This window comes from Sphingopyxis macrogoltabida, assembly GCF_001307295.1.
In the GTDB taxonomy this organism is placed as follows: Bacteria; Pseudomonadota; Alphaproteobacteria; order Sphingomonadales; family Sphingomonadaceae; genus Sphingopyxis; species Sphingopyxis macrogoltabida_B.
Genome location: NZ_CP012700.1, coordinates 3,516,337 through 3,533,896, shown reverse-complemented (window position 1 = coordinate 3,533,896; position 17,560 = coordinate 3,516,337). Strand labels below are relative to the sequence as shown.

Genomic DNA, 17,560 nt, shown 5'->3' with positions numbered 1-17,560 from the left:
GACCCTCATGCTTTTCCGCCGCCGGGCGCGGAAGGCGCTGACGGGGGCCTGCCCTCAAGCCCATCTTGCGGGGCGGAGTCAAGATTGCGGTGGATGACCGTCAGCGCATGGCCCGCGTCGCGTAGCCTTTTGGCCACACGTTCGGCGACATGCACCGAGCGGTGGCGCCCGCCGGTGCATCCGAAGGCGACGGTGACATAGGATTTGCCCTCGGCGCGATAGCGCGGCAGCAGCGCGATGAGCAGCGTCTCGATCTGCGCGACCGTCGTTTCATAGGCCGGATCGGCGGCGATATAGGCGGATACGTCGGCATCGAGCCCGGTGCCCGGGCGCAGCTTTGCATCCCAATGCGGATTACGCAGATACCGCATGTCGAACACCAAGTCGGCGTTGCGTGGCAACCCACGCGCGAAGCCGAAGCTCATGATGTTGAGCACCGGTTCGTCCTGACCGGTATCGCCGAAACGCTGGCGCACCTCCTGCTGCAAATCATTGCTGCTGTAATTGGTCGTGTCGATGACATGCTCGGCCCAGCGGCGCAGCGATTCCATCATCTCGCGCTCGCGCGCGATGCCGTCGGCGGCGGGGCGGTCCTCGGCGAGCGGATGGCGGCGGCGGGTTTCGGAAAAACGCCGCTCCAGCTCGGCGCCGGCACAGTCGATGAACAATGTCTGGACGTCGCGCCCGCCGGCCTCGCGCAGCGACTTGATCTGCTTGACCAGCCTGTTGGGTTTGAACCCGCGGCTGCGGCTGTCGATGCCGACCGCGAGCGGGCGGCTCGCATTGCTACCCTTTGCGGGGGCGGCGATCAGGGCTTCGAGCAGCGACAGCGGCAGATTGTCGACGACCTCCCAGCCAAGGTCCTCGAGCACCTTCAGCACCGTCGACTTGCCCGCCCCCGACAGGCCGGTGACGAGCAGCAACCGCGGTTCGGCGGTCCGGCTCATCCCGCCACCAACGCGTCGAGCGCGAGCAGGATCTTGATCGGGGCCGAGGTTTCGAACGCCGACAGGAGCAGCGAGGGGAGCGCGTGCCCCGCGACGATTTCGACTTGCCCCCCCGGCGGCATGCGCTCGTAGCGCTCGACCAGCCGCACCGCGAGCGCCAGCGGTACCGGGCCGGTCCACGGCTGTTCGACGATGCCGACGCCGCGAACTTCCAGCTTGCCGGCCAGATTTTCGGGCGGCTGGCACCACAGCCGGCCCCGTTCGAACCAGATGTCGCAGCGGTCGTCGGCGACCAGCCGCGCCCCGCGGTCGATCAGGCGCAGCGCCAGATCGGACTTGCCCTGACCCGACGCGCCGAGCAGCAGGACGCCGCGCTCGCCCGCCGCGATGCAGCTCGCATGGATATTCGATATTGGGGGGCTGGTCCGGCCGGAAAGCATGGCGCTGGCTTACCGGGGTGCGCTCGTGGCCGCAAGGCGGATGGCGCCTGTGCCTATCCCGTTTCGGCATTGCCCTCGCGCGCGGGCAGGGTGATCAGCAGGCTGGCCCCCTGCTTGCCGTCGTCGCGGTCGCGCGCCGCTACCGTACCGCCATGGCCTTCGATGATCGTGCGCGCGATCGCAAGGCCAAGGCCGCTGTGGCGGCCGAACGCTTCGCCATCGGGGCGCTCGCTGTGGAAACGGCGAAAGATCGCCTCGCGCTGCGCCGGTTCGATCCCCGGGCCGTCGTCGTCGACGCGGACATGCACCTCGTCGCCGAGCCGGGTCGCGGCGATGCAGACGAGCCCGCCGGGCGGCGAAAAGCTGATCGCATTGTCGATCAGATTGTCGATCGCGCGCTCGAGCCGGTGGCCGTCGCCCATCACCGTCGCGGTGTCCTTGCGCGGGCGGGCAAAGGCGATGCGCGGCGCGTCCCCGCCGGCGCGGGCGGCGCGCCCGGCGAGCATCGATTCGATCATGATGCCGACATCGACGGGCTCGAACAGGGTGCGCGACAATTGCGCGTCGACGCGGCTTGCCTCGCTGATGTCGTTCACCAGCCGGTCGAGCCGCCGCACATCCTCGTCGGCGATCGCCAGCAGTTGCGCGCGCTGCTCGTCGGTGCGGACCCGCCCCAGCCCCTCGATCGCCGAGCGCACCGAGGCGATCGGGTTCTTGAGTTCGTGCGTCACGTCGGCGGCGAAATGCTCGCCCGCGTCGATGCGCTCACGCAAGGCTTGCGTCATATCCGATAGCGCGCGCGCCAGCGTGCCGATTTCGTCGCGGCGGCTCGGCAGCCGCGGCACGACCACCTCGCGCGCGCGGCCGAGCCGGACGCGCACTGCGGCGCGTGCGAGCTTGCGCAGGGGACGGACGATCGTGCGGGCAAGGAACAGCGACAGCAGCACCGACGTGAGCAGTACCACCGCGACGACGACCGCGAGACGGAAGCGTTCGGCGCGCACCGTCCGCGTGATGTCGCGCGCGTTGAGCGTCATCAGCATCGTCTGCGGCGTTTCGAGGTCGACGATGCGCGCCGAGCTCAGCAACGGCGTGCGTTCGGGTGCATAGCGGAAACGGCTCGTTGCGAGCCCGCTATGTTGGGTTTCGATGACTTCGGGCCATGCCGACGCACGGTCGATCTTCGGTTCCTCGAACTCGGGATAGGAAGGCGCGCCGACGATCCAGTCGATGCCGCGGTCCATCGCGCGCGCCGCATCTCGCTTCCACGGCTGGAGGTCGGGGTCGCGCAGCGTGTAGGTCGGCGGCGCGGCGCGGAAGCTGTCGGCGATGAGTCGCCCGTCGGGAGCATAAAAGCGCAGCCGCGATTCGGTGGCGCGGGTGAATTCGCCGATCAGCCGCTCGCGCTGGTCGGGGCGCGCCGCCTCGAGCGCTGCGTCGAGCATTTCGAGCTTTTCTTCCATCACCCCGATCCGCGTGTCGACGAGCCGCGAGCGATAGGTGTCGAGATAATAGAAACCGCCCGCGAGCAGCGCGACGGCAAGGATGTTGACCGCGAGGATGCGCGCGGTCAGCGACCAGCGCGCCGACCAGACAAGCGGCGCTTCCTCCTGCTCGACGGCGGGTACTTTAGCTGTCATCGGAAAAGCGGTATCCCGCCCCGTAAAGCGTCGCGATGGCGTCGAAATCGGGGTCGACCTCGCGGAACTTGCGGCGCAGCCGCTTGATGTGGCTGTCGATCGTGCGGTCGTCGATGTAGACGTCGTCCTGATAGGCGGCGTCCATCAACTGGTTGCGGCTGCGCACGATGCCGGGGCGCGAGGCGAGCGTTTCGAGGATCAGGAATTCGGTGACCGTCAGGGTCACGTCCTTGCCGTCCCACAGCACTTTGTGGCGCGCCGGATCCATCTGCAGCCGGCCGCGGGTGATCGGCTCGGCGACGGGCTCGTCGTCCTCGCTCGGCGGCGCGCGGTTGAGTTCGACGCGGCGCAGGATCGCCCGGATGCGCGCGATGACCAGCCGCTGCGAAAAGGGTTTGGCGATATAGTCGTCGGCACCCATCGCGAGGCCCAACGCCTCGTCGATCTCGTCGTCCTTGCTGGTCAGGAAGATCACCGGCAGCTGGCTCTTCTCGCGCAGCCGGCGCAGCAGTTCGAGTCCGTCCATCCGCGGCATCTTGACGTCGAAGACGGCCAGATCGGGCGGATTGTCGATCAGCGGCTTCAGCGCCGCCTCGCCGTCCGAATAGACGCGCGTGACAAAGCCTTCGGCTTGCAGCGCGATCGACAGGGATTGCAGGATGTTGCGGTCGTCGTCGACCAGCGCGATGGTTGCCGTCATGCTCTTTCCATTGGGCGGACCGCAGCAATTAGCCGATCCGCCGCCCAGCGACAACCGGGCAGGGGAAGTGGGCGGGTGAGGCCAACGGGCGATCCCGATCGACCCCTAAATCTTTTGACCTCGACCCCCATCATCGCTAACGCGGCCGGGATTTACGGAATCGGCGTCACGTCGGCACCCATTGCGATGCGGGCCCAGACCCTGCGGCTTGGCATCGGCTGCATACCTATGCAAAGGTGCGCGCGGGACAGAGGAAAGGCGAAACAAATGACCAAGGTGGTGATCGGCGATAAGGCCGTCGAGACGCAGGCGGATGTCGCCGAAAACTGGGGCACGGCCCAGCTCGTCGAAGACGCGGTCCGCAACGGCGAAGGCCGACTCGCCAAGGATGGCCCGCTCGTCGTCGCGACCGGCAAGCACACCGGCCGCAGCGCCAAGGACAAGTTCATCGTCCAGGACGACGAGACGCAGGGCACCATCTGGTGGGGCAAGACCAACGTCCCGATGACCCCCGATCATTTCGCCGCCTTGAAAGCCGACTTCCTCGCGCATCTCGCCGAGCGTCCGCGCCTCTATCGCCAGCAGCTCTTCGGCGGTTCGCAGCCCGAGCATCGCGTCGGGGTGCAGGTCATCACCGAATTTGCCTGGCACAGCCAGTTCATCCGCACCTTGCTCTGCCGTCCGACCGACGCGGAGCTGGCGGCGTTCGCGGCCGAATATACGATCATCGATCTGCCGAGCTTCCGCGCCGACCCGGCGAAGCATGGCTCGCGGACCGAAACGGTGATCGCAGTCAATTTCACTGAGAAGCTGATCCTGATCGGCGGCACGCAATATGCGGGCGAGATGAAGAAGTCGGTGTTCGGCATCCTCAACTATCTGCTCCCCGTGAAGGGCGTGATGCCGATGCACTGCTCGGCGAACATCGGCCCGAACGGCGACACCGCGGTCTTCTTCGGCCTCAGCGGCACCGGCAAGACGACCTTGTCGGCCGATGCCTCGCGCACCCTGATCGGCGACGACGAGCATGGCTGGTCGGACACCGCAGTCTTCAATTTCGAGGGTGGCTGCTACGCCAAGATGATCCGGCTTTCTCCGGAAGCCGAGCCGGAGATTTTTGCGACCACCAAGCGCTTCGGCACGGTGCTCGAAAACGTCGTGATGGATGCCCAGACGCGCGAACTCGACTTCGACGACGCGAGCCTCGCCGAGAACAGCCGCGGCAGCTATCCGATCGATTTCATTCCGAACACCTCGGAAAAGAATATGGGTCCGGTCCCGCAGACCGTCATCATGCTGACCGCCGATGCCTATGGCGTGCTGCCCCCGATCGCGAAGCTGACTCCCGACCAGGCGATGTACCACTTCCTCTCGGGCTATACCGCGCGCGTCGCCGGCACCGAAATCGGCGTCACCGAACCCGAGGCGACCTTCTCGACCTGCTTCGGCGCGCCCTTCATGCCGCGCCACCCGTCTGTTTACGGCAATCTGCTCAAGGAACGCATCGCCAAGGGCGGCGTCCAGTGCTGGCTGGTCAACACCGGCTGGACCGGCGGCATGGCGACGATGGACGGCATCAAGCGCATGCCGATCAAGGCGACCCGCGCGCTGCTCAATGCCGCGCTCGACGGCAGCCTCAACGACGCCGAGTTCCGCAAGGATCCAAACTTCGGTTTCATGGTCCCCGTTGCGGTGCCGGGCGTCGATTCGGCGCTGCTCGACCCGCGCGAGGCATGGGCCGACAAGGCGGCCTATGACCGCACGGCGCAAACGCTCGTCGGCCAGTTCATCGACAATTTCGAGCAATTTGCCGACCATGTCGACGAAGGCGTCCGCCAGGCCGCGCCGCAAGCCGCTGTTGCAGCATAATTGACCCGGATTTCTTCCGGGTGGCAAAACACCCGGAAGGACCGGACCAATGACGACCGATTACAGCCCGCGCCTGTTCGAGCGCGACGAAGACATCCGCGCGATCGGCACCGGCCTGCTCGCGCGCACCCTGCCGCGCGAGGCGTGGACGCACGAGGCGCATCTCGGCGCCTGCCTCTGGCTCGTCAGCGAACGCCCCGACATTGACGTCGATGCTGAGATCGCGGGCGTAATCAGCCGCTATAACGAGAGCGTCGGCGGCGTGAACGACGACCGCCAAGGCTATCACGACAGCATCACCCGCGCCTATGTCGCGGGGGTGCGCCTGTTTCTTGCCGAAACGACGGAGACCGGACTGGCGGCGCGCGTGAATGCGATGCTGCTCTCCGACGTCGGTCGCCGCGACTGGCCCTTGCGCTTCTACAGCCGCGACCTGCTCTTTTCGGTCGCGGCGCGGCGCGGCTTTGTCGAACCCGACCTTGCGCCGTTCCCGGGCTAAGGCTCGATCCCCGGCGTCCAGCGGCTTTCCGCGAGGAAGGCGGCGGGGTCGCGCATCTCGATGATCGCCTTGATCGCCGCGGCCTTGTCGGAGGCGCGGTTGTAATAGCTTTTGGCGACGCGGTAGCCGACCCAATAGCCAAGGTCGCCCGGCCAGCCGTCGCTGCCCTGCTGGTTGTAGAGCCAGCGCGATCCGATCGCTTTCGCATCCTTGTCGGCGAGGAAGGCGGGTTCGAGTTCGGCCTCGCGTCCCGCCGCCCATTGGTGGAGCAGCGGATAGGCGACCGATCCGGTCATCTGTTCGGCGACGAACTCGGCCGCCCCCTCGACCAGCGCGGCGTGGAGCACGCTGTCGTCCTCGCTCTCTACCTGCGCGAGCGGCTGCTGGGCGTGGACATATTCGTGCGCGATGATGTGGACGAAGCGGTCCTCGTCGTCGGCCTCGATGAACTTCGCCATGCAGAGCGTTTCGAGCCCGATGTAGAGCCCCTTGGCGTTCGCGGTCCCGGCGGTCGTGCCGCGCCCGATCGCGATGGTGATCGGCGGGAATTTCGCCGCGGGGTAGAGCTCCGCCAGCCGGTCGGTCGCGGCGACCAGCCGCGTCCGGACCTTGCCGAGTTTCGCCGCACATCCGCGCGCGTCCTTGAAGACCTGCGGCTTATCGCGCAGCGCCGCGGCCAGCTTTTCGGGCGTGATCCGGCGCAGTGCCATGAACTCGACCAACCCCGGCGAAGGGTCGGCGAGATAGCGTGCCGCCAGCCGCTCGGGGTCGGCGGCCAGTGCCGGATCGTCATAGAGCGTATAGAAGCGGTCGACATCCGACGTCACGATCGCGACGCGCGGCGCAGCTTCGGCCGCATGGGCGGCATTGCCCGACAGCAGCGCCGCCAGCGCGGCCGCAATCGGCCGGATCACGCCTTCGCCCCGCCTTTCGCGATATATTCGTCGACATTCTTGGCGAGCACGTCGAGCGGCACATTGCCGCCGTCGACGACGACATTGTCGAAATCGCGCAGGTCGTATTTCGCGCCCAGCGCCGTCTGCGCGCGGCCGCGCTGGCGGACGATCTCGCTATGGCCGACCTTGTATCCGCACGCCTGCCCGACCCAGCTGCAATAACGATCGACCTCGCTCGCGACCTCGAGCGGGTTCGAGCCATTCTCCTTGACGAAGAATTCGACGCCTTGCTCGCGCGTCCAGCGCTTGGCGTGGATGCCGGTGTCGACGACGAGGCGGCAGGCGCGGAAAGCCAGCGACTGCAGATAGCCGAGCCGGCCGACCTCGAAATCGTCGTACAGGCCCAGTTCGTCAGCAAGCTGCTCGGCATAGAGCCCCCAGCCTTCCGAATAGGCGTTAAATGCCAGCATCGTGCGGATGAGCGGCATCTTGTTCGCATATTCGCCCTGCCAGGCATGGCCGGGGATCGCCTCGTGCATCGTGAGGTCGGGAAGCGAATATTTGCTGTGGAGCTCTGTCGTGCGCAGGTTGATCCACATCCGGCCGGGGGTCGATCCATCGATCGACCCTGCGCCGCCATAGGCGGCCGGCGCGCCGGGTTCCTCGGCCAACGGCAGCCGCTTCACTTCGACATTGCCCTTGACCAGCGTGCGGAAAGCGCGCGGCAGTTCGGCGCGGATTTTGCCGAGCCAGGTCTGGATATAGGCGACGATCTCGGCGCGCCCGGCATCATTGTCGGGGAATTTATATTTGGGGTCCTTGGCGAGCGCGTTCATCCGGTCGCCGACCGATCCTTGCGTGTAGCCAAGCTTGTTCAGGATCGGGTCCATCCGCCCATGGAGTTCGGCAAGTTCGGCGCGGCCCATCGCATGGACCTCGTCGGGGGTCATCCGCGTCGTCGTCGAGGCGCGAAGCGCCCAGGCATAGAATTCGTCGCCGCCCGGCCGCGCCCACATGCCGGCGTCCATCACCGCCTTCGGCCGCTGCGCTTTCAGTTCGGCGAGCTGGCGTTCGAGCGCAGCGGCGACCGGGCCCTCGACGATCTTTGCCGACCGGGCGTCCCAGTCGCCGGCGATCTTCGCTTCGCCGGCGCGGCGAACGAGGCTTTCGACCATCGACCCGCCCGCCTTGGCGTCGGCAAGGCTCGCTTCCATCTGCTTGACCGCCTTGTCGATCAGGAAGGCGGGGGCGATCAGCCCTTGCGCGCCCGCGGCCTTCAGCCGTTCGGTCTCGCCGTCGAGCACGGCGGGAAAGGCGTTGAGGCGCGACAAATAGGCCTCGGCATCGGCGGCGCTCTTCACCGGATGGTCGCTGTCAAGGAATTTCGGCACGTCGAGATAGGCGCCGACATTCTGGATCACGACATAGGGCGTGTTGCGCCAGCCGCCGACCGCGACATCGCCATAGGGCAGGGCGAAGCCGTCGAGCGCGACGCCGTAGGCGCTTTCGACGACGGCGAGGCTGGTGCGCGTCGCATGGTCGAGCCCGCCGGTATCGACGGCGCGGACGCGGGCGAGGTCGGCCTTCAGCGTCCCGGCGAGCGCCGCCAGCCCCGCCGGCGAGCGGTCGCCGAGCTTGGCGCGCATCGCGGCGCGGTCGCCGGTGTCGATGCCGAGCGAGGTCGCCCCCTCGGGCGAATGGGCGAGCAGATTGTCGGCCACCGAGTCGAGCAGCTTCTGCGCGTCGTTTTTCGGCGCGGCGGTCTCCAGCGCCGCGGCCGGGCCGGCCATCGCCAGCCCGGCGGCGCCCGCGCCAAGGCTGGCAAGCGTGTGGCGGCGGCTTATCGGGGTGGAAAGTCTGTCGTGCACGTCGGCGCTCCCTTGCGACTTTGTTTCTTGTGAAACCTGTCTAGGCACGCCCGCGCGCCGGTCAACGAAAAGGGGCCGGGAAGCACAAGGCTTGCCCGACCCCCGTCGAAAACTATGGGCCGTTGATCAGTCGGTGAGGTCCGCGGGCACCCGGCCGCCGTTGGCCGCGAGTTCGCGCATCACCGCCTTGTGCAGCCAGATGTTCATCTCGGCGCTGCCGTTGAGTTCGCCGGTATAGCCGAGCTCCTTCGCCAGCTCCTTGCGGTTGTCGAGGCTCGGGTCGATGCCGAGCAGCTTCATCAGGTCCACGATCGAGGTACGCCAGTTGAGCGGCTGGCCGGCATTGGCCGCCTCAGCCGACAGGATCGCTTCGACATCGACTTCGCTGATCGGGGCGGGCGCCGCCGAAGCCGAAGCCATCGCGCTCGTGGCCGCGTCGAGCGCCGCTCCGACCGAACCGGCGGCCGGTGTCGCGGGGGCGGCGGGCTCGGCGGCCTGCGCCTTCTTGCCGAAAATCGCGTCCTTGATCTTGCCGAAAATGCTCATCGATTTGCTCCCACTGGATGATGCGGCCCGCCCCGGACGGGGCGAGTCGTATGGCCGCAGGCTAGGACTGTACCTCTGGAAATGACAGCCAAATGAACGGCTCGCCGTCCGCCCGCGCGCTGCTATACTAACCCGCATCGGCCCGGTTCGATCCGTGCCAAAGTGGGAGACCCGATCATGAACCTCACCGACATATTGCAGCAGGCCGGCGGCATCGAATCGATGGCCAGCGAACTCGGCGTGCCGCCCGCTATGGCGCGGCAAGGTGCCGAGGCTTTGCTCCCCGCGATCCTCGGCGGCTTCAAGAAACAGGTGCAATCGGGCGGCATCGAAGGGCTCGGCGGCCTGCTCGGGCAGCTGGGCGGCGGCGGGCTGTTCGACTCGGTGCTCGGGTCGCAGCCGACCCCGGTCGATCAGGGCAATGACGTGCTCGGGCAGATTTTCGGGTCGAAGGACGTCAGCCGCACCGTCGCCGGGCAGGCGTCGGCGCAGACCGGGCTCGATGCAGGACTGCTCAAGCAGATGCTGCCGATCCTCGCGATGATGGTCGCGGGCTATATGGCCAAGCAGGGTGGGCAATCGAGTGGCGGCGGCGGTCTCGGCGACCTGATCGGCAATGTGCTCGGCGGCGCGGTCGGTGGCGGTGCGGCGCCGTCGGCAGGCGGCCTTGGCGGGAGTCTCGGCGGTCTGGGCAAGATGCTCGACATGGATGGCGACGGCAATCCGCTCGACGACATCATGGGCATGGTGAACAAGATGCGGGGGTAGGCCGCTCCCTCCCGCTGGCGGGAGGGAATAATCAGGCCGCCATCAACCGGATATCCTCGCGGAAATCTTCTTCGATGGTGACGCGGCCGCGCATGGGGGTGACGGCATCGCTGCCGTCACCATCGCCTTCCTCGAACAGCGCGCATGCTGCATTGCCGCCGCGCGCCAGGCTGTAGCGCTGGGCGACCTTGCCGGTCGGCTGGAAGCCGAGCTTGCGCAGCACGGCGCCCGAGGCGGGATTGTCGACGAAATGCCCCGCCGACAGCTTCGGCAGGTTCATCGCCCGCGCGATGCGGACCAACTGGCGCCCGGCCTCGGTGGCGAAGCCGAGCCCCCAATAGGGACGCGCGATCCAGTAACCCATTTCGAGGCCGTCCTCGGGACTCGGCGAAATGCCGCAGCCGCCGACAAGGCGCGGGGCGCCGCCGGTGCGGGCGAAGATCAGGAAACGCGGCTGGTCGGGATCGATCGGCTGGCCGAGGAATTCCCGGGCCTGCGTTTCGTCATAAGGCCAGGGTGCGGTCGCGAGATTGCGGACCACCGCTTCCTCGCCGATCGCCTTTGCGAGCGCGGGGGCGTCTTCCAGCCAGCCGGGCCGCAGCAACAGTCTTTCGGTACGCGCGAACATCTTTTCAAACTCCCAGTGCCTGTCGCCTTGGCGCCAGATGGTGACGCTTTGACGACAATCGGTAGAGAGGGAGATGGAACGCCCTGTTTTCAGGTCTGAAATCCGGCGCGGCAGAGCCGGGACAAGAAAAAAGGGAGCACGGGGTGACCCGTCTCCCTCTTTTCGAACCTTGTTTCCGCTGGGCGGAAAGGACAGCTCCGGGTCATCCCTTGGATGGACGACCCGTCAGCGATCGTCCTTATTCGGCGGCTTCGGCCATCATGTCGACCGATACATATTTGCGGCCAAGCTTGCCGTCGTGGAATCGAACGCGGCCGTCGGCGGTGGCGAACAGCGTGTGGTCCTTGCCGATGCCGACGTTGACGCCCGGGTACACCTTGGTGCCGCGCTGGCGCACGATAATGTTGCCGCCGATCACTTCCTGACCGCCGAACTTCTTCACGCCAAGGCGACGGCCGGCTGAGTCGCGACCGTTGCGCGAAGAGCCGCCTGCTTTCTTATGTGCCATGACCTAAACTCCTTGTTTCGCTTGGGGCCGAGCTGCGTTGCCGCGCTCAGGCTTCCTTCTTGGGGGCCGCTTTCTTGGCGGCGGGCTTCTTTTCGGCGGGCGCCTTGTCAGCGGCTTCCTTCTTGGGGGCAGCGGCCTTCTTGGGCGCGGCTTCCTTAGCGGGTGCAGCAGCCTTGGTTTCGGCGGCCGGAGCTGCCTCTTCCTTCGGCGCGGCTTCCTTCTTCGGTGCGGCCTTCTTGGCTTCGCCGACGGCAAGGATGCGCAGCAGCGTCAGCGACTGGCGATGACCGTTGCGGCGGCGGTAATTGTGCCGGCGGCGCTTCTTGAAGACGATGACCTTTTCGCCGCGCGTCTGGGCGATGATCTCGGCCGAAACCGTCAGACCCTTGGCGTCCTTCACTTCGCCGCCGTCGCCGGCCAGCAGGATGTCGCCCAGCGACACGGTGTCGCCAGCTTCGCCGTCGATCTTTTCAACGGCGATCTTGTCTCCAGCGGCGACGCGATACTGCTTGCCGCCCGTGCGCACGATTGCGAACATGGTCTTCCATCCAATCAGAAACTAAAACACCCGCGCTGCCAGTCACCCGCCGAAGCAGGCGATTTTTCCGGCATGCGGGAAAGTCAGCGCCACTAACGTCCCCGTGCGCCGCTGTCAACCGCATATTTCCGCGCTTTTTGCGGTTTTGCGGCGACCGGTGCGATCACGGTGGCTGCGCGGCGATTCGCCCTTGCTGCCCGGACCGCCCGCCCATATCAGGAGCGATTATGAAGCGCGCCCTTCTTTTGCTGATTTTTGCAATGCCGGCATCGCTGTCGCTCGCGGCCTGCGCCGCGGCGCGGCAGACGCAGGCGCCCTCGCTCGCCAAGCGGCCGATCGAGGGGCGGTTCGACGTTGCCCCGCCGGCTATCGTGATTCCGCCGCCGGGGCCGCTGCCGTCCGATCTCGCGGGGCGCCTGGCGCGTTGGGAAGCCGATGCGGCGAGCGGGCAACAGGCCTTCGCCGCCGAACGCGACGCCACCGCGGCGCTCGTCGCGGCGGCCGCGGGTGCGCCGGTCGCCAGCGAGCGCTGGGTCGTCGCGCAACAGGCGATCTCGCGCCTCACCGCGGCGCGAGCGCCGCTGTCGGGAGCGCTTGCCGACATCGACCGGCTCTACATCGAACGCACCGTCGACGAAGCGGTCGACGGCTTGCCCGACATTTACGCGCTGCGCGACCGGATCGCCGAAATGGAGTCGGCGCAGGATGCGATCTTGCAGGCGCTGAGCGCGGCGTTGCCTGGGCAGTAATTGATACGTCGCCCCCGCGCAGGCGGGGGCCGTTGGCGTTTTACGGGACATGGCACGTGAGGCCGATAGCGGCCCCCGCCTGCGCGGGGGCGACGGCATTCTTCTACTGATTTAAGCCATGCTTCTTCAGCGCATGGCGAATCTGGTCGTAGCTGAGCCCCAAGGCCTCGGCCGCGACCTTCTGGTTGAAACGGCAGCGCGCCATCGTGTCCGACAGGATCTGCTTTTCATAGGCATCGACCGCCCCGCGCAGGTCGCTGACCAGACCCGACGGCGGCGACGCTGCAGGGGCGGGCGATTCGGCGGGCGAAGTTGGCGCGCTCGCGGTCTTCGCCGCCGTGCGATGCACCGGCTGCCACGGACTGGCAAAGGGGTCGAAGCTCAGCGAGTCGACGGGCTTTTCGGGATCGTGCCAGCGATAGATGGCGCGCTCGATGACGTTCCTCAGTTCGCGGACATTGCCGGGCCAGTCGTGCCCCTCCATCTGCGCCAGCGCGCGCGGGCCGAAGCCCGGCCATTCCTCCCAGCCGACCACCGCCGCCATGCGTTGGCCGAAGTAAGTGGCGAGCACCTCGATATCGCCTTCGCGCGCGCGCAAGGGGGGCAGGGTGATCACCTCGAACGACAGCCGGTCAAGCAGGTCGGCGCGAAAGCGATTCTCATCGACCAGCGCCGGCAGATGCTCGTTGGTCGCTGCAACGATGCGCACATCGACGCGGATCGGGCGCGATGAGCCGACGCGCGTCACCTCGCCATATTCGACCGCGCGCAGCAGCCGCTCCTGCGCGCCCATCGACATCGTCGCCAGCTCGTCGAGGAACAGCGTGCCGCCGTCGGCTTCTTCGAAGCGCCCGGCGCGTGTGCGCGTCGCGCCGGTGAAGGCGCCCGCCTCGTGCCCGAACAATTCGGATTCGATCAGCGTCTCGGGCATCGCGGCGCAGTTCATGATCACATAGGGGCGATCCCATCGCGCCGACAGCCGGTGCAGACGCTCGGCGATCAGTTCCTTGCCGGTCCCGCGCTCGCCGATCACCAGCACCGGGCGGTCGAGGGTCGCCGCCTGGCTGGCGCGCTCGACCGCGTCCTGAAAGGCGGCCGATTGGCCGATGAACTGCGTTTCGCGCTCCATTCCCAATGATTGGCAAAATTTCCCGCTGATTGGCAAGGGAAATTCGCCAAAATAGGCAGTTCAGTGGGAAGTTCGGCCATTTTCTGCGGTTCGCGCCAATTGGCACGGCCTCTGCATAGAATATGACGAACCGGCGCAACATGTGCCGGTGCAGCAAGAGCCAAGGAAGATCGAACCATGAAGATGATGTTTGCCCATGCCGCCACTTTCGCGTTCAGCGCGGTCGGAGCGCTGGCCATCCTCGTCGGGGTGATCGATCAGCCGCAGGTCGCCGCTGCAACAACCCCGGCGGTCGGCCTCACGGCCTGACCGGCACCGGTGCCGGGGCACTCTCCCCCCTTGCCCCGCTCCGGCACCGGCATTTTTTACGCAGACAACCAACAAGGTCTCAAGATTTTCGACAGGAGTTTCCCGATGGGTATTTTTTCACGCACCCGCGACATCATTGCCGCCAACGTCACCGACCTGCTCGACCGGGCCGAAGATCCCGAAAAGATGATCCGCCAGATCATCTTCGAGATGAACGAAACGCTCGTCGAAGTCCGCGCTTCCGCCGCCCGCACGATCGCGGACCAGAAGGAAATGCGCCGCCACATCGCCAAGCTCGAAAGCCTGCAGGACAGCTGGAAGGAAAAGGCCGAACTCGCGCTGTCGAAGGACCGCGAAGACCTCGCCACTGCCGCGCTTGTCGAAAAGCAGAAGGCCGGCGACATGGCCGAGAAGCTGAAGGCCGAAATCGCCGTCCTCGACGACTCGCTCAAAGGCTATGAAGCGGACATCGCCAAGCTGCAGAAAAAGCTCAGTGAAGCCCGCGCCCGCCAGTCGAGCATCGTCAACCGCCTCGAAAGCGCCGAGAACCGCTACAAGCTGCGCGAGATGACCAACGGCGACCGCGTCGAGGACGCCTTCTCGCGCTTCGAGATCCTCGAACGCCGCGTCGACGAAGCCGAAGGCCGCGCCGATGCGCTGGGTCTCGGCTACAAGAAGTCGCTCGACGAAGAGATCGCCGAACTACAGGCGGCCGACAAGGTCGCCGACGAACTCGCCGCGCTGAAGGCCGCGCAGGGCAAGAATTAAGGAGCCGGACCGATGGAAGAAATCATCATCGTCCCGATCGTCATCGGCACGCTCTTCCTCGGTCTGCCCTGGCTGATCCTCCACTACATCACCAAGTGGAAACAGGCCAAGACGCTGACCGGAGAGGATGAACAGCTCCTCGACGAACTTTACGATACGGCTCGCAGGCTCGAGAATCGTCTTCATACCGTCGAACGCATTATCAGCGCCGACCATCCCGATTTCCGCCCCGCGGTGCGCAGCGATGAGGATCTGGCGCAGCTTGAAAATATGAGCAGGAGGAACTGAAATGGCTGCCAGCCGTACCAAATTCTATCTCGATAAGCAGAACGCCAAGTGGAGTGGCGTGTGCGCCGGGATCGCGGACTATAGCGGGATCGACGTGCTCTGGGTCCGTGTCGGCGCGGTGCTGCTGACGCTGATGGGGGGCTTTCCCTGGACGCTGATCGCCTATTGGATGGTCGCCTGGATGGGAACGCCGAAGCCTTTCGCGCTCTATGGCTCGAACGAGGAAGCGAAATTCTGGCAGGGCGTGCGCTCGAACCCGACCGCGTCGACCCGCGACATCAAGTCGCGCTTCCGCGACATCGACCGGCGGCTCGCCGACATCGAGCTTTACTACACCAGCCACAACCGTCGCCTCGCCGACGAGATCGACAGCCTGCGCTGACACGCGGCTGACGGGCAACAGGGAGAAGACAGATGAATTTCGGTGGTACCGGCTTTGTCCTCGCCATCATCGCATTGTCGATCGGCGGCTGGATGTTCACCACCTGGATCCGCGCCAAGCATGGCTATCCGGTCGAGAATGAATGGGGTGGCACGGTTCATCGAACCGACCCCGACGCTGATCGAAAAATCAAGCTCTTGACCGACGACAATGCCAAGCTCGCCAGCCAGATCGGCCGGCTCGAAGAGCGGATTTCGGTGCTCGAACGCATCGCAACCGAAAATCACGGTCAGGCCGCGCAGCTCGCGGACCAGATCGACCGTCTGCGATAAAAGGGAAATATCATGAACCTCGATGCCCTCAACGTCCTTGCCCCCGTCGCCGCGATCGTCGGCCTGGCCGGGGTGGCGGGCTGGGTCTTCACCACCTGGCTCCGCGTCAAGAACGGCTATCCGCTCGAAAACAGCTGGGGCAAGGCGGTCTATCCGAAGACCAGCGACGAGGCGATGGAGCGGGTCAAGCTCCTCAGCCAGGAAAATGCCCAGCTTCGCGCCGAACTCGGTTCGGTGAAGGACCGGCTCGCGGTGGTCGAACGCATCGTCACCGACGAAAGCCACCGCGTCGCGAGCGAGATCGAGGCGCTGCGGCGCCCCACGAATTGATCCGGAGATAGACCATGGGTGACACCATCTGGATTCTCGTACCGCTTGCGCCCTTCCTGCTTGCCGGCTTTATCTTCTGGTCGAAGCATCAGCAGAAGATGATCGAGGTGCAGGCCGCGGCGACCGCCGAAAAGGCGGCGCAATATGCCGCTGCGACCGAACGGCTGGAGGCGCGCGTCCGCGTTCTCGAACGCATCGCCACCGATCGCGGCGTCGATGTCGCCGAAGAGATCGAAAAGCTGCGCGACGCGCCGCTGAACTGAAACGACAGACAACAACGATAAGAAGGAAAGGATCCTCCCATGAACCCCTTTGAAATGGTGATCGGCATCGTCCTCATCGTGACGATCGGCAGCATCATCCGCGCGAAATACGGCGTGCGCCGCGACCATCGCGGCGGGGAATATTTCGTCGGCAATCAGAATCAGGATGCCGAAACCAAGGCGTTGCAGGCCGAAATCCGCGCCTTAAAGGAGCGGATCCAGGTGCTCGAACGCATCGCCACCGACCATAACCGCGCCGCGACGCTCGACGAAGAGATCGAGCGGCTGCGCGACCGTTCACACCCCTGACCCCGTGACGAAGAAGGAGCCGACCCATGGCCACCATCATCGCTTCCGAACTCGGTGCCAACCTGCTGGTCGCGACCGTCGCGCTGGCTGCGCTCACCATCATCAGCCTCGTCGCGCTGCGCGGCTGGCGTGACTGGATCGCGCTGAAGCGCGACGAACTCGCCGCCGGTCACAGCATGCCGCAGGACCCCGCCGTCCCGCATGCCGGGTCGCGGATCGAGATCGCCGACCTCAAGGAACGGCTGCGCAAGCTCGAAGCCATCGCGGCCGGCGTCGACCTGTAACGGTCCGCCCCGCACCGATCCGCGTCGCCCCCATTCCCTTGCTGGGGCGACGCGGGACTTTCGCCGCGACGACAAATCTGCCACTGGCGCTGCGATGCGCAGCCTCTCCGACATTTTCGACGAATATGATTTTCTCGACGGCGACGATCGCTATCGCCTGCTGATCGAACTCGGGCGCACCCTCGAGGCGATGCCCGACGCGCTCAAGACCGACGCGACGCTGGTGCGCGGCTGTTCGGCGAGCGTCTGGGTCTATCCGGTACCGCAGGACGATGGCCGCCTCCATTTCCTCGCCGACAGCAATGCCGCGATCACCAAGGGTATCGTCGCGCTGGTGCTGGCGGCGGTGCAGGACCGGCCGGCGGCCGAGGTCGCGGCGATGGACATCGCGGCGGCGCTCGCCCCCTTCGACCTGACGCGCCAGCTCTCGTCGAACCGCACGCAGGGTGTCCCCAATATGATCGCGCTCGTTCAGGATACCGCGCGCCGCCTCGCGGCGGGCTGACGACGCGATTGCCGACACGAAAAAGGGCGCGGGAAATGACCCCGCGCCCTTTGTCCTTTGCGCGA

General features: G+C 66.2%; 25 protein-coding genes. 14 read left to right on the top strand and 11 right to left on the bottom strand.

The window, feature by feature from the left end; translation table 11 throughout:
* Positions 1-5: 5 nt before the first annotated feature.
* From rapZ to AN936_RS16450, 4 genes are read right to left on the bottom strand one after another with little or no spacing between them, the layout of a single operon-like run.
* Positions 6-947 carry an RNase adapter RapZ gene (rapZ, locus tag AN936_RS16465; protein ID WP_054589062.1) on the bottom strand — a complete coding sequence of 314 codons (942 nt, stop codon included), beginning with the start codon at positions 945-947 and terminating at the stop codon, positions 6-8.
* Positions 944-1,387 (bottom strand): HPr kinase/phosphorylase, encoded by a 444-nt coding sequence (locus tag AN936_RS16460; RefSeq protein ID WP_054589061.1) that lies wholly within the window; start codon positions 1,385-1,387, stop codon positions 944-946. The genes rapZ and AN936_RS16460 overlap by 4 nt, the downstream gene beginning before the upstream one ends.
* A 53-nt stretch (positions 1,388-1,440) precedes the next feature.
* A complete protein-coding gene (locus tag AN936_RS16455; protein WP_054589060.1) occupies positions 1,441-3,027 on the bottom strand; it encodes a sensor histidine kinase in 1,587 nt (528 codons plus the stop codon).
* The gene (locus AN936_RS16450; RefSeq protein WP_054589059.1) at positions 3,017-3,727 is read right to left on the bottom strand and encodes a response regulator transcription factor; all 711 of its coding nucleotides are present in this window, start codon (positions 3,725-3,727) and stop codon (positions 3,017-3,019) included. The genes AN936_RS16455 and AN936_RS16450 overlap by 11 nt, the downstream gene beginning before the upstream one ends.
* Positions 3,728-3,994: 267 nt before the next feature.
* On the opposite strand from AN936_RS16450, the gene AN936_RS16445 reads away from it, so the two are divergent.
* Positions 3,995-5,596: a phosphoenolpyruvate carboxykinase gene (locus tag AN936_RS16445; protein WP_054589058.1), complete on the top strand. Its 1,602-nt coding sequence runs from the start codon at positions 3,995-3,997 to the stop codon at positions 5,594-5,596.
* Positions 5,597-5,645: 49 nt separating this feature from the next.
* Entirely contained in the window at positions 5,646-6,095 is a 450-nt protein-coding gene (locus AN936_RS16440; RefSeq protein WP_054589057.1) for a hypothetical protein, read from the top strand.
* Here the strand turns inward: AN936_RS16440 and AN936_RS16435 are convergent.
* The 3 genes from AN936_RS16435 to AN936_RS16425 form a co-directional block, all read right to left on the bottom strand.
* The gene (locus tag AN936_RS16435; protein ID WP_054589056.1) at positions 6,092-7,009 is read right to left on the bottom strand and encodes a DUF2268 domain-containing putative Zn-dependent protease; all 918 of its coding nucleotides are present in this window, start codon (positions 7,007-7,009) and stop codon (positions 6,092-6,094) included. The two genes, AN936_RS16440 and AN936_RS16435, sit on opposite strands and share 4 nt — an antisense overlap.
* A complete protein-coding gene (locus AN936_RS16430) occupies positions 7,006-8,859 on the bottom strand; it encodes a DUF885 domain-containing protein (protein WP_084758445.1) in 1,854 nt (617 codons plus the stop codon). The genes AN936_RS16435 and AN936_RS16430 overlap by 4 nt, the downstream gene beginning before the upstream one ends.
* 126 nt (positions 8,860-8,985) lie before the next feature.
* Positions 8,986-9,405 (bottom strand): DUF3597 domain-containing protein, encoded by a 420-nt coding sequence (locus AN936_RS16425; RefSeq protein WP_054589055.1) that lies wholly within the window; start codon positions 9,403-9,405, stop codon positions 8,986-8,988.
* A 177-nt stretch (positions 9,406-9,582) separates the two neighbouring features.
* Here AN936_RS16425 and AN936_RS16420 point away from each other — a divergent pair, with 177 nt between their 5' ends.
* On the top strand, positions 9,583-10,173 hold the full coding sequence (locus tag AN936_RS16420; RefSeq protein WP_054589054.1) for a DUF937 domain-containing protein: 591 nt from the start codon (positions 9,583-9,585) through the stop codon (positions 10,171-10,173).
* Between the two features lie 31 nt (positions 10,174-10,204).
* Here the strand turns inward: AN936_RS16420 and AN936_RS16415 are convergent, their stop codons facing one another.
* The 3 genes from AN936_RS16415 to rplU form a co-directional block, all read right to left on the bottom strand.
* The gene (locus tag AN936_RS16415; protein ID WP_054589053.1) at positions 10,205-10,801 is read right to left on the bottom strand and encodes a GNAT family N-acetyltransferase; all 597 of its coding nucleotides are present in this window, start codon (positions 10,799-10,801) and stop codon (positions 10,205-10,207) included.
* Between the two features lie 238 nt (positions 10,802-11,039).
* Positions 11,040-11,309, bottom strand: coding sequence for a 50S ribosomal protein L27 (gene rpmA / locus AN936_RS16410; protein WP_054589052.1), 270 nt, complete (start codon positions 11,307-11,309; stop codon positions 11,040-11,042).
* Positions 11,310-11,355: 46 nt separating this feature from the next.
* The gene (rplU, locus tag AN936_RS16405) at positions 11,356-11,847 is read right to left on the bottom strand and encodes a 50S ribosomal protein L21 (protein ID WP_054589051.1); all 492 of its coding nucleotides are present in this window, start codon (positions 11,845-11,847) and stop codon (positions 11,356-11,358) included.
* A 227-nt stretch (positions 11,848-12,074) separates the two neighbouring features.
* Here rplU and AN936_RS16400 point away from each other — a divergent pair, with 227 nt between their 5' ends.
* A complete protein-coding gene (locus tag AN936_RS16400) occupies positions 12,075-12,596 on the top strand; it encodes a hypothetical protein (RefSeq protein WP_054589050.1) in 522 nt (173 codons plus the stop codon).
* A 103-nt stretch (positions 12,597-12,699) separates the two neighbouring features.
* Here the strand turns inward: AN936_RS16400 and pspF are convergent, their stop codons facing one another.
* Positions 12,700-13,725, bottom strand: coding sequence for a phage shock protein operon transcriptional activator (gene pspF, locus AN936_RS16395; RefSeq protein WP_054589049.1), 1,026 nt, complete (start codon positions 13,723-13,725; stop codon positions 12,700-12,702).
* Positions 13,726-13,902: 177 nt separating this feature from the next.
* Here pspF and AN936_RS25790 point away from each other — a divergent pair, with 177 nt between their 5' ends.
* The 10 genes from AN936_RS25790 to AN936_RS16350 all read left to right on the top strand — a co-directional run bounded on the left by AN936_RS25790 (position 13,903) and on the right by AN936_RS16350 (position 17,495).
* Positions 13,903-14,034 (top strand): hypothetical protein, encoded by a 132-nt coding sequence (locus AN936_RS25790; protein ID WP_257719785.1) that lies wholly within the window; start codon positions 13,903-13,905, stop codon positions 14,032-14,034.
* Positions 14,035-14,139: 105 nt separating this feature from the next.
* Positions 14,140-14,802 carry a phage shock protein PspA gene (gene pspA / locus AN936_RS16390; RefSeq protein ID WP_054589048.1) on the top strand — a complete coding sequence of 221 codons (663 nt, stop codon included), beginning with the start codon at positions 14,140-14,142 and terminating at the stop codon, positions 14,800-14,802.
* Positions 14,803-14,814: 12 nt separating this feature from the next.
* Positions 14,815-15,090 (top strand): envelope stress response membrane protein PspB, encoded by a 276-nt coding sequence (pspB, locus tag AN936_RS16385; protein WP_054589047.1) that lies wholly within the window; start codon positions 14,815-14,817, stop codon positions 15,088-15,090.
* 1 nt (position 15,091) lies between these two features.
* A complete protein-coding gene (pspC, locus tag AN936_RS16380; RefSeq protein ID WP_054589046.1) occupies positions 15,092-15,472 on the top strand; it encodes an envelope stress response membrane protein PspC in 381 nt (126 codons plus the stop codon).
* Between the two features lie 32 nt (positions 15,473-15,504).
* Positions 15,505-15,804, top strand: a complete 300-nt coding sequence (locus AN936_RS16375; protein ID WP_054589045.1) for a hypothetical protein — start codon at positions 15,505-15,507, stop codon at positions 15,802-15,804.
* Between the two features lie 12 nt (positions 15,805-15,816).
* Positions 15,817-16,134 (top strand): hypothetical protein, encoded by a 318-nt coding sequence (locus AN936_RS16370; protein WP_054589044.1) that lies wholly within the window; start codon positions 15,817-15,819, stop codon positions 16,132-16,134.
* 14 nt (positions 16,135-16,148) lie between these two features.
* On the top strand, positions 16,149-16,397 hold the full coding sequence (locus AN936_RS16365) for a hypothetical protein (RefSeq protein WP_054589043.1): 249 nt from the start codon (positions 16,149-16,151) through the stop codon (positions 16,395-16,397).
* 39 nt (positions 16,398-16,436) lie between these two features.
* On the top strand, positions 16,437-16,706 hold the full coding sequence (locus AN936_RS16360; protein ID WP_054589042.1) for a hypothetical protein: 270 nt from the start codon (positions 16,437-16,439) through the stop codon (positions 16,704-16,706).
* A gap of 26 nt (positions 16,707-16,732) precedes the next feature.
* A complete protein-coding gene (locus tag AN936_RS16355; RefSeq protein WP_054589041.1) occupies positions 16,733-16,990 on the top strand; it encodes a hypothetical protein in 258 nt (85 codons plus the stop codon).
* Between the two features lie 94 nt (positions 16,991-17,084).
* Positions 17,085-17,495: a SufE family protein gene (locus tag AN936_RS16350; RefSeq protein ID WP_054589040.1), complete on the top strand. Its 411-nt coding sequence runs from the start codon at positions 17,085-17,087 to the stop codon at positions 17,493-17,495.
* Positions 17,496-17,560 lie beyond the last annotated feature (65 nt).

Excerpts from the sequence above, each read along its gene's own strand:
- pspF (WP_054589049.1), bottom strand. The coding sequence starts at position 13,725 with ATGGAGCGCGAAACGCAGTTCATCGGCCAATCGGCCGCCTTTCAGGAC.
- AN936_RS16455 (WP_054589060.1), bottom strand. The coding sequence starts at position 3,027 with ATGACAGCTAAAGTACCCGCCGTCGAGCAGGAGGAAGCGCCGCTTGTC.
- AN936_RS16460 (WP_054589061.1), bottom strand. The coding sequence starts at position 1,387 with ATGCTTTCCGGCCGGACCAGCCCCCCAATATCGAATATCCATGCGAGC.
- rapZ (WP_054589062.1), bottom strand. The coding sequence starts at position 947 with ATGAGCCGGACCGCCGAACCGCGGTTGCTGCTCGTCACCGGCCTGTCG.
- pspC (WP_054589046.1), top strand. The coding sequence starts at position 15,092 with ATGGCTGCCAGCCGTACCAAATTCTATCTCGATAAGCAGAACGCCAAG.
- AN936_RS16400 (WP_054589050.1), top strand. The coding sequence starts at position 12,075 with ATGAAGCGCGCCCTTCTTTTGCTGATTTTTGCAATGCCGGCATCGCTG.
- rpmA (WP_054589052.1), bottom strand. The coding sequence starts at position 11,309 with ATGGCACATAAGAAAGCAGGCGGCTCTTCGCGCAACGGTCGCGACTCA.
- AN936_RS25790 (WP_257719785.1), top strand. The coding sequence starts at position 13,903 with ATGAAGATGATGTTTGCCCATGCCGCCACTTTCGCGTTCAGCGCGGTC.
- pspA (WP_054589048.1), top strand. The coding sequence starts at position 14,140 with ATGGGTATTTTTTCACGCACCCGCGACATCATTGCCGCCAACGTCACC.
- AN936_RS16375 (WP_054589045.1), top strand. The coding sequence starts at position 15,505 with ATGAATTTCGGTGGTACCGGCTTTGTCCTCGCCATCATCGCATTGTCG.
- AN936_RS16440 (WP_054589057.1), top strand. The coding sequence starts at position 5,646 with ATGACGACCGATTACAGCCCGCGCCTGTTCGAGCGCGACGAAGACATC.
- AN936_RS16370 (WP_054589044.1), top strand. The coding sequence starts at position 15,817 with ATGAACCTCGATGCCCTCAACGTCCTTGCCCCCGTCGCCGCGATCGTC.
- AN936_RS16415 (WP_054589053.1), bottom strand. The coding sequence starts at position 10,801 with ATGTTCGCGCGTACCGAAAGACTGTTGCTGCGGCCCGGCTGGCTGGAA.
- AN936_RS16445 (WP_054589058.1), top strand. The coding sequence starts at position 3,995 with ATGACCAAGGTGGTGATCGGCGATAAGGCCGTCGAGACGCAGGCGGAT.
- rplU (WP_054589051.1), bottom strand. The coding sequence starts at position 11,847 with ATGTTCGCAATCGTGCGCACGGGCGGCAAGCAGTATCGCGTCGCCGCT.
- AN936_RS16365 (WP_054589043.1), top strand. The coding sequence starts at position 16,149 with ATGGGTGACACCATCTGGATTCTCGTACCGCTTGCGCCCTTCCTGCTT.
- AN936_RS16420 (WP_054589054.1), top strand. The coding sequence starts at position 9,583 with ATGAACCTCACCGACATATTGCAGCAGGCCGGCGGCATCGAATCGATG.
- AN936_RS16450 (WP_054589059.1), bottom strand. The coding sequence starts at position 3,727 with ATGACGGCAACCATCGCGCTGGTCGACGACGACCGCAACATCCTGCAA.
- pspB (WP_054589047.1), top strand. The coding sequence starts at position 14,815 with ATGGAAGAAATCATCATCGTCCCGATCGTCATCGGCACGCTCTTCCTC.
- AN936_RS16425 (WP_054589055.1), bottom strand. The coding sequence starts at position 9,405 with ATGAGCATTTTCGGCAAGATCAAGGACGCGATTTTCGGCAAGAAGGCG.
- AN936_RS16360 (WP_054589042.1), top strand. The coding sequence starts at position 16,437 with ATGAACCCCTTTGAAATGGTGATCGGCATCGTCCTCATCGTGACGATC.
- AN936_RS16355 (WP_054589041.1), top strand. The coding sequence starts at position 16,733 with ATGGCCACCATCATCGCTTCCGAACTCGGTGCCAACCTGCTGGTCGCG.
- AN936_RS16350 (WP_054589040.1), top strand. The coding sequence starts at position 17,085 with ATGCGCAGCCTCTCCGACATTTTCGACGAATATGATTTTCTCGACGGC.